The organism is Nocardia sp. NPDC003183 (genome assembly GCF_053590715.1).
The window spans coordinates 849,438-856,228 of the sequence record NZ_JBSFTG010000003.1 but is presented as its reverse complement, the minus strand read 5'-3'; the positions used below and the strand labels follow the sequence as shown (position 1 = coordinate 856,228).

Annotated in this window: 8 protein-coding genes; 4 read left to right on the top strand and 4 right to left on the bottom strand. The window is 69.0% G+C overall.

Annotated elements, in window-relative coordinates; genetic code table 11:
- Window positions 1–119: 119 nt before the first annotated feature.
- The gene (locus ACWDXS_RS15890) at window positions 120–947 is read right to left on the bottom strand and encodes an SDR family NAD(P)-dependent oxidoreductase (protein WP_449966189.1); all 828 of its coding nucleotides are present in this window, start codon (window positions 945–947) and stop codon (window positions 120–122) included.
- A gap of 107 nt (window positions 948–1,054) precedes the next feature.
- On the opposite strand from ACWDXS_RS15890, the gene ACWDXS_RS15885 reads away from it, so the two are divergent.
- On the top strand, window positions 1,055–1,627 hold the full coding sequence (locus tag ACWDXS_RS15885; RefSeq protein ID WP_378988942.1) for a TetR/AcrR family transcriptional regulator: 573 nt from the start codon (window positions 1,055–1,057) through the stop codon (window positions 1,625–1,627).
- A gap of 17 nt (window positions 1,628–1,644) precedes the next feature.
- Here the strand turns inward: ACWDXS_RS15885 and ACWDXS_RS15880 are convergent, their stop codons facing one another.
- Together ACWDXS_RS15880 and ACWDXS_RS15875 are read right to left on the bottom strand one after the other, a co-directional pair.
- Window positions 1,645–2,295: a response regulator gene (locus ACWDXS_RS15880; RefSeq protein WP_449966185.1), complete on the bottom strand. Its 651-nt coding sequence runs from the start codon at window positions 2,293–2,295 to the stop codon at window positions 1,645–1,647.
- Window positions 2,292–3,455, bottom strand: coding sequence for a sensor histidine kinase (locus ACWDXS_RS15875; protein WP_449966182.1), 1,164 nt, complete (start codon window positions 3,453–3,455; stop codon window positions 2,292–2,294). Before ACWDXS_RS15875 ends, ACWDXS_RS15880 begins: the two co-directional genes overlap by 4 nt.
- Before the next feature lie 139 nt (window positions 3,456–3,594).
- On the opposite strand from ACWDXS_RS15875, the gene ACWDXS_RS15870 reads away from it, so the two are divergent.
- Window positions 3,595–4,212 (top strand): hypothetical protein, encoded by a 618-nt coding sequence (locus ACWDXS_RS15870; protein ID WP_378988947.1) that lies wholly within the window; start codon window positions 3,595–3,597, stop codon window positions 4,210–4,212.
- A 19-nt stretch (window positions 4,213–4,231) separates the two neighbouring features.
- Here ACWDXS_RS15870 and ACWDXS_RS15865 read toward each other — a convergent pair whose 3' ends face one another.
- The gene (locus ACWDXS_RS15865; RefSeq protein WP_449966178.1) at window positions 4,232–5,029 is read right to left on the bottom strand and encodes a hypothetical protein; all 798 of its coding nucleotides are present in this window, start codon (window positions 5,027–5,029) and stop codon (window positions 4,232–4,234) included.
- Window positions 5,030–5,155: 126 nt separating this feature from the next.
- On the opposite strand from ACWDXS_RS15865, the gene ACWDXS_RS15860 reads away from it, so the two are divergent.
- Together ACWDXS_RS15860 and ACWDXS_RS15855 are read left to right on the top strand one after the other, a co-directional pair.
- The gene (locus ACWDXS_RS15860; protein ID WP_378988949.1) at window positions 5,156–5,890 is read left to right on the top strand and encodes a sulfite exporter TauE/SafE family protein; all 735 of its coding nucleotides are present in this window, start codon (window positions 5,156–5,158) and stop codon (window positions 5,888–5,890) included.
- Window positions 5,794–6,780, top strand: a complete 987-nt coding sequence (locus ACWDXS_RS15855; RefSeq protein WP_449966175.1) for an inositol monophosphatase family protein — start codon at window positions 5,794–5,796, stop codon at window positions 6,778–6,780. The genes ACWDXS_RS15860 and ACWDXS_RS15855 overlap by 97 nt, the downstream gene beginning before the upstream one ends.
- The last annotated feature ends 11 nt before the right edge of the window (window positions 6,781–6,791 follow it).

The following is a 6,791-nucleotide window of genomic DNA, read 5'->3' as shown; positions in this document are numbered from 1 at the left end:
CCGGCCAGCACGAGCGCGAGCCCGATTCCCTTGTCCCCGAACGCGGTGAACCCCATGCCGATCGCCGCCACGACGGCGTCGCGATCGCGACGCCCGCCGAGGCATTCTCGTGTGTCGACTCAGCGCTGGACGAGCTCGGTGGTCAGAGTGTCGAGGCGGATCGCGTTGTCCGGGTCGAAGTCCTTGCGTGTGAGGGGGAGCCGGGTCCGGCGCCGGAAGGCGGTCACCTGATCGGCGGGTGGCTCGTCGAGGAGCTGGGCGATCGGCGGGACCGCTTGATCGACCGATCGGCCGACAACGAATCCGGCGGCCTTGGCCAGTATCCGGTGGGGTGCGGGCAGCGGGTCGGCCATCGCGGTCCGCACCATCATCGGGTTGTAGAGCACGTAGCGGGTGCGGGTGTTCGGGTGGCGGTGCGGGAAGGCGACGCCGAGCAGGTCATTGGCGCGTGAGGCCTGCATGGCGGCGCGCATGCCGGTGTAGCCCTCGCGCAGGGTCAGGTCGTCCCAGTGGATGCGGCCGGGAAAGCCGCCGGGGCCACAGATGTTCATGATGACCGGGGTATCCGCGCGTTCCAGCGCATCGACGAGACCGTGTCCGAGAACGAATCGGCTCAGGTAGTGCAGCGAGAAGGTGAACTCGGTGCCGTCCTCGGTGACCTCGCGCCGTGGCCGGAAGCGCTGGGCGCCTAAGACGAGGCCGTCGACGGTGCCGGCCAGCGCGGTGACCCGGGCAAGGGTGTCCCGCATTCCCGTCAGGGTGCTCAGATCGGCTCGCAGGAACACCGCGCGCTCGCCCGCGCCGATCGCGGCGGCCGCCCGGCCGAACGCCTCGCCTTTCGTCGCGCCGCTGGCGATCGCGATCACCCGGTCGCCGCGTCGCAGAAAATGTAGGCCGAGCCCTTTGCCCATGCCGTCGGTGCCGCCGGTGATGACATATGTGCGCATCGAATCCCGTTCTCCTCGAATCACTCTGGACTGTGTCATCGGCCGATATGTCGAGGCTAGAAACGAACGCGCCACCAAGTCAACATCTGATGACTTACCATGACTTCATGGAACCGAAAGCCGAACCCCGTCGCCGCGACCGTGCGGCCACCCGCGCCGCGCTGCTCGACGCCGCACGAATCCGCTTCGCGGCGCAGGGTTTCGACGGCACCGGACTGCGCGAGATCGCCGCCGAGGTCGGGGTCGATCCCGCCTTGGTGTCGCGCTACTTCGGTTCCAAGAAGGCGCTCTACGCCGAGGCGATGCACCTGGAGATCCCCACCGGAGTGGCCGCCGATCCGCACCGCCCGGTCGTCAGCATCGCCGACGCCCTGCTCCACGATGTCGTGTACCAGGACTGGTCGCGCTACGGCGGCGAACACCCGCTCCTGGCCATGCTCCGATCGGCCGGTCACGACGACGTGCGCGATCAATTGCGCGCCCAACTCTGCGACGGCTACCTGCGTGAATTCGCCGACCGGCTCGACGGACCCGACGCGGAACTACGCGCGGAGCTGATCGGCGCCCTGCTGATCGGCCTCGGCGCGCTGCGCTCGGTGATCGGCACGCCCGCCGTGAGCGCGGCGCCGTTCGACCGAACCCGGGTGCTCGCCGCGCGCATGGTGAACGCCCTGACCTGAACCCGGGCGCGGGCGTTTCAGAGGAGGCCCTGCTCGTGTGCGTAGATGGCGGCTTGGGTGCGGTCACGCACGCCGAGACGGTTCAGGATGCTCGAGATGTGGTTCTTGACGGTGCCCTCGCTGAGATAGAGGGACCGGGCGATCTCGCGGTTGGCGGCGCCGGTGGCGAGCAGACGCAGGACCTCGGTTTCGCGACCGGTGAGCTCGACGGTGGCGCGTGGTGTGCGGGATCGGACCATGGCGGCCAGGCGCGCCGTGACGGCGGCGGAGTACTGGTCTACGCCGGCGTGCGCGAGGCGGATCGCCTGGGCGAGTTCGGCGGCGGGGAGGTCTTTGAGCAGGTATCCGGAGGCGCCCGCGCGCAGGGCCGCGACGATGTAGCCGTCGTCGTCGAAGGTGGTGAGCATCAGCACCGTCGCCCGGCCGCGCACGAGAGCGGCTGCCTCGACGCCGTCCATTCCGGGCATCCGCACGTCCATCAGGACCACATCAGGTGTCAGCACGCCAGTCGATTCGACTGCCTCGGCGCCACTTTCGGCCGTGCCGACTACGTCGATACCGGACTGCAACGCGAGCAGCGCGGCGATCCCTTCGCGGACGAGACGCTCATCGTCGGCGATCAGCACGCGGACCTTCGGCGCAGGAATACCGGCATCGTGTCCGATCATCGCGCCACCACCGGGATCCTGACGACCAGACGAGTTCCTGTGGTGCTGGAGGTGATTCGCACCTCGCCGTCGACCAGATCGAGCCGTTCACGCATTCCGGTGAGCCCCTGCCCCTCGACCGTGCCCGGCGCGAAACCTGTTCCGTTGTCGGCGATGTCGAGGACGCCGGTGGCCGGTGTCAGGTCGACCCGGACCGCCACCGCGGTGGCGCCGGAATGGCGGCGCGCGTTGGTGAGTGCTTCCTGCGCGGCGAGATACAGGGCGAGGCGGACAGGTTCGCCGACAGTGTCCTCGGTGCCGGTGAGGTCGAGGGACACGGCGAAGCCGGTGTCGTCGAGCCGGATCGCGAGCGCTCGCAACGCGGTGGCGAGGGTGAACTGTGTGTCGTCGGCGCGCAGGGTGCCGACCGCGCGCCGTACCTCGTCGAGCGCCAGGCGCGTGGAATGACGCCCCTCGGCGAGCGCCCGGTCGGCGATATCGGCGTCCAACGACCGGTAGGCGGCCGATTTCTCCAGCTGGATCGCGGTAACCACGAGATGGTGGCCGACGCTGTCATGGATATCGCGGGCCACCCGGGTTCGTTCGGCGACGGTGGCGAGGGAGACTGCCTGGTCGGCGTATTCCCGGAGCCGGGCGTGCGCGTCGGACAGTTCGGTGAGCAGTGTTTCCGCGCGCCGCCGCCCGGTTTCCTCGCGTTCGGCGATCACCGCGATCGCGAGGGCGAAAACAACGCCGATCGTGAACATCAGCAGATCCGAGAGCGCTTCGGGATTCGTTCGCAGCGCCGGTCGCCCGAGGACGATGATCCCGGCGAGGAGTAGACCACCACCGGCGAGTGTGTAGGCGACACGGTGTCCGACGGTGAAATAGGCAGTGAGCGGCAGCAAGACGAACAGGACCTTCGCATTGCCGCTGCTGTCGAGCACGGTGATCACCGTGTACAGGACGGCGCGGACGACCAGCCCGGCGATCGCGAGGGTCCTGGACCCAGTGAACCTCCCTGCGGCGATCTCCAGCCCTCCCGCGAGCAGGAGGGCCCCGGCGAACGCGCTGGACCGGGCAGGGTCGACAGGCCCGGTCGAGGCGACGGCGAGCCCGGCGACCAGCACGGAGACATAGAGGAAGCACGCCACCCAGGTCAGTGCGCGCGGTCGATGCATTCGCTGAGCGTATGGCCGGATTCGTCGCACGGCCACGGTCGCGGGGCAATTTTGGCCGAAGGTCATGGGTCGCCCGGCACTTACCGCCGTGACCACCGGATTCCTACCGTCGAACTCGACATCGAGAAGGGATTTCGACATGGACACACGAGCACTACTGCGACTGGGCGGCATCTCCGGCTTCGTCTGCGGCGGAGCGATCGCGGCGGCGGGCGCGATCGAACTGATCGCCGCGGGCAAGATACCGCTCACCCAGGTTCTCAACGGGGCGGCCGTCCCCTTCGGGATCGGACTGCTGGTGGCGTTGTACGCGCTGCTGCACCAGCGTCTCGGCCGCTTCGGCGCACTCGCCTTCGTCGTGCAATTCCTCGGCTTCGGCTATTTCGCGGGTATCGCCTTCGCCATGAACTTCGTGCTGGTGTATCTGGACAAGCCGGTGGTCGACGAATTGCTCACCAGCCCGGCCGAATTCGCTTTCCTCGCCACCGCGGTCCTCGCGCTGAGTGGAACGTTGCTGTTCGGCACAGCGCTGCTGCGTAGCGCGGCGGTCCCGCGCGGCGCGGCCATCCTCTACACCGCGGGCCTGTCCGTGCTCTGCCTCACCTTCCTGCTCCCGGCGACGCTGGTGCGCGTCGGACACATCGCGGCCGGATTCGGCATGGTGTGGCTGGCCTGGGCGGTGTGGTCGAGCGTGACGGTCGCCCCGGCGGCTACCGCTCGCGCGTGGCAGCCGTCGACACCCGATCCGGCGCGATAGCGCTACCAGGGGCCGCGGCCTACGGTTGGCCCGCCGCGCCTTCGGTATCGGTGGTGAGGGCGTCGGCGAAGTTCTCGGCGTAGCCGAGGATGAGCTGGCGCTGGGTGGGCAGCAGAACGGCCAGCTCGTGCCAGGCGATGGCGGTGGGGGAGCCGTAGAGGTGGGTCAGGTCGGTGACCAGGGCAGCGGCTTGCTCGGGGGTGGGGGCGGTGGGGCGGGCGAAGGCGAGCAGGGAAGCGCCGATGGCGATGTGGCGGTAGCCGTGGGTGGCCATGCGGCGGATGACAGTGTGGTTGTCGTAGGTGCTCCAGTCGTCGGCGAAGTACCCGTTGGGGATACCGGCGATGGCGAGGTCGTCACGGTCCACCGGGACCCGCTGGATCAGCACGACGTCGTCGACCACACGGTCGGGGGAACGGTTGGCGGCGACGAGCGCGGCGAGTTCGTCCTCGGACGCGTTGCGGGTGTCGCGCAGCGCGTCCCACGGAACGCGGGCGGACGGGTTGTCCAGCAGCGCGGCGATGCGCGAGACCGTGGCGTTCTCGGCGTGGTGGGTGGCGGCGGGGTCGTCCGGGTCGTCGTGGACGACCCCGCCCTCGCCTTCGACGAGTCCGAGCGTGGCGTGCATGCTCGTGTAGGCGCACTGGCCGAGATCGTCGAGCGTGCAGAGGATTCTGGCATCGGGATGATCCATGCGGACCAGCTCTAACGCGTCGAGCAGCTGGGCGAAGGTGGTGACGTCGTCGAGGCGGGCAACGGTGTTGGAGTCCAGCCGGTTACGTCGAACGGGTGGTTCGCCCGGCTCGAAAGTCGTCATCTGCACTCCGACATCCTGGCACGGCCTTCGGCGCGTCGGAGTGATCCCGGCGCAGGTGGGCGATGTGGGCTCGGTATCGGTTGGCCCAGGAATTGCTGCCAACTGGGCATACCGTACAGTCGGTCCGTGACCGCGCTCGACTTCTCCTTGCTGGTCGTCGCGGGATTCTTCACCGGCTTGATCGGTTTCGTCACCGGGATGGCCTCGATCGTCTCCTATCCGGCGTTGCTGGCCGCCGGTCTGCCGCCCGTCGCGGCCAATGTCACCAACACGGTCGCCATGGTCGCCGTCGGTGTCGGGGCGACCGCGAATTCCGGGCGTGAACTCGTCGGCCGAGGGCCCACGCTGGTGCGCTGGGCGGTGCTGGCGGCCGTGGGCGGGCTGCTCGGCGCGCTCGCGCTGCTGGTCGCTCCGGACGGCGCGTTCGAGGTGGTCGTGCCGTTCCTGGTGGCGATGGCGTCGATCGCGCTGTTGGTGCAACCACTCGTGCGCCACCATATCGGCGAGCTCAGCGCGCCCTGGATCGTGCCGGTCGGCATCCTGCTCACCTCCGTGTACGGCGGGTACTTCGGCGCGGGCGCGGGCGTGATCTACCTGTCGATGATGATGCTGTGCACCGCCGAATCCATCTGGAGCGCGTCGATTCTCAAGAGCTTCCTGCTCGGCATCGCGAACCTCGTCGCCGCGGTCGGCTTCGCGGCCTTCGGACCGGTGCACTGGGGCGCGGCGCTGGCCCTCGGCGCGGGTGCGCTGGCAGGTGGCTGGTGTGGTCCGCCGGTGGTGAAAGTGATTCCGCCGAGTGTGTTGCGGGTGACCGTCGGTATCGGCGGACTCGGGCTCGCCGTGTATCTGGCCCGATAGGCGTACCTCCGCGTTGGCTCGGGCCGTGCGCGCTGCGTGTCCGGGCCGATCAGACCGCTGTTCGCCTGCCGGGTGGCGACACGGTCCGTAGCCTGGAGACGGTGCACCACTCAGATAGTGAAATCGCAATCCACGCAACAGAAGTCGCTTCGGCGGTGATCCGGTCGGCCTTCCACGGCCCGCTCACTCGCTACGCCAAACAGGGCGACGATTTCGCCACGCAGGCCGATATCGCGGCCGAGAAAGCCATCCTCGACGTCCTCGCGACCGAATGTCCGGGCGACCGGTTCGTCGCCGAGGAATCGGGCGTCACCGGCTCTGCCCGCAGCGATCGGACGTGGTTTGTCGATCCACTCTGTGGCACCAGGAATTTCGCTGTCGACACCGCGTTCGTGGCGGTCAACGTCGCGCTGCGCGACGGCGACGCCGTGACAGTGGCGGCGACCGCCGACCCGTTCGCCGACGAAGTGTTCTGGACGGCGGGGCAGGGCGCGTTCCTGCGCACCGAGGGCCGCGACGAGCCGTTGCGCCCGCACTCGGGAAGCCATCTCGTCGATGTCGACCTCGACCACCCGTTCCCCTGGTCGACCCCGGCGCGGCTCTTCGACGCCGAAGGCTTTGCGGGAGAGTTCCATCCGCGGGTCCTATCGACCTCGTTAGCCCTTGTCTGGGTGGCGGCCGGGCGTCGCGCCGCCTACATCACCGGCGGCGATCTCCGCGACAGCGTGCATTTCAGCAGCGCGATCGCGGTGTGTCAGGCGGCTGGCTGCGTGGTTACCGGTCTCGCCGGGCAACCGCTGCACACCGCGCCACACGGGCTCATCGCGGCAGCGGACGCGCCGACCCATGCGCGGCTGGTCGAGGCGGTGGTGGGTCTGCGCGCCGGGTGACGCTGGGGTGC

Bases quoted from the DNA above. Each gene is read 5' to 3' on its own strand.
- ACWDXS_RS15880 (WP_449966185.1), bottom strand. From the start codon at position 2,295: ATGATCGGACACGATGCCGGTATTCCTGCGCCGAAGGTCCGCGTGCTG.
- ACWDXS_RS15885 (WP_378988942.1), top strand. From the start codon at position 1,055: ATGGAACCGAAAGCCGAACCCCGTCGCCGCGACCGTGCGGCCACCCGC.
- ACWDXS_RS15890 (WP_449966189.1), bottom strand. From the start codon at position 947: ATGCGCACATATGTCATCACCGGCGGCACCGACGGCATGGGCAAAGGG.
- ACWDXS_RS15875 (WP_449966182.1), bottom strand. From the start codon at position 3,455: ATGCATCGACCGCGCGCACTGACCTGGGTGGCGTGCTTCCTCTATGTC.
- ACWDXS_RS15865 (WP_449966178.1), bottom strand. From the start codon at position 5,029: ATGACGACTTTCGAGCCGGGCGAACCACCCGTTCGACGTAACCGGCTG.
- ACWDXS_RS15870 (WP_378988947.1), top strand. From the start codon at position 3,595: ATGGACACACGAGCACTACTGCGACTGGGCGGCATCTCCGGCTTCGTC.